Origin of the sequence: Aeromonas sp. PrichA-15, from assembly GCF_017939245.1 — a bacterium.
GTDB classification, from domain to species: domain Bacteria; phylum Pseudomonadota; class Gammaproteobacteria; order Enterobacterales; family Aeromonadaceae; genus Aeromonas; species Aeromonas caviae.
In genome coordinates this window covers 1-887 of record NZ_JAGKRH010000338.1, presented here as the reverse complement: position 1 = coordinate 887, position 887 = coordinate 1, and the positions used below count along the sequence as shown (strand labels likewise).

Genomic DNA, 887 nt, shown 5'->3' with positions numbered 1-887 from the left:
AGGCATCTTGCGGAATACTGCTTCCGGTTTAATCATCGTTTTGACCTCAAGAGCATGTTGGTTGAATTGGGGCATGCAGTCGTGGCAAGCCCTCCGATGCCATATCGGCTCTTGAAGCTGGCTGAGGGTCATGGGTAATCAGGTTTACTTATGTATGCTCGCAGTGTGCCCTGATGCCGCAGTTTGGCCCGTTCACCGCCCGCAAGGGGCAATGGCCGATCTTGATCAACCGGCATAGCGCGTCAGCCAATGCCCTGCAGGTTCGATTAGCGCAGCGTCATCGGACGATCGAGTGGCCTTGGTTGCGGATGTTGCCGTGCAACAGAGGCGGCCAGCCGGAGGGGAGAATTCGGCTGGCCGTTATGGCGGGAGAGTCTATTTACGCGAACGTCCGATTACGCCTGACGGCTAATCGAACCTACGGGCTTAATGATTAGTACAACGATACAGATCACAAACCAACTTGATCTCCTTTGAGTCCTTCATCTGATGCGAAGTATATTAAATGAAGGCTATGCAAAAAGGAGGATTAAGCTATGCCTGATTTGAGTCATGCTCGTTGTCCTTGTCGGGGATGTGGTAAAGTGGCTAACACAGCCGAAGAAGTAGAGATCTTGTTTGGAATTAGGAACATGGGGGATGGGAGGACGATCGTACAATCCTACTGCCGTGAATGCCGAGGGCTTCATTGTGAGGCTGGTGATCCTAAATGTAACAACTCATAATATCTGGTAGCAAGTGAGGCCAGGGCTGACGCATCAGTGTTTATACTTTGAACAACCCCATACATTCGAACAAATATTGTTCATTCAGACAGCAGAGCCTGCGCTTGTTGGCCATGCTTAGATTACGTGATTTGTTTTGCTTCAGCATGTTCAGTATCCACT

Annotated in this window: 2 pseudogenes; one reads left to right on the top strand and one right to left on the bottom strand. The window is 49.9% G+C overall.

Going from position 1 to position 887, the window contains the following annotated elements:
- Window positions 1–138 (top strand): annotated as a pseudogene (locus tag J9889_RS23035) (IS1595 family transposase); the annotation flags it as partial.
- A gap of 627 nt (window positions 139–765) precedes the next feature.
- Here J9889_RS23035 and J9889_RS23030 read toward each other — a convergent pair.
- Window positions 766–887: pseudogene (locus J9889_RS23030) on the bottom strand (ISAs1 family transposase); the annotation flags it as partial.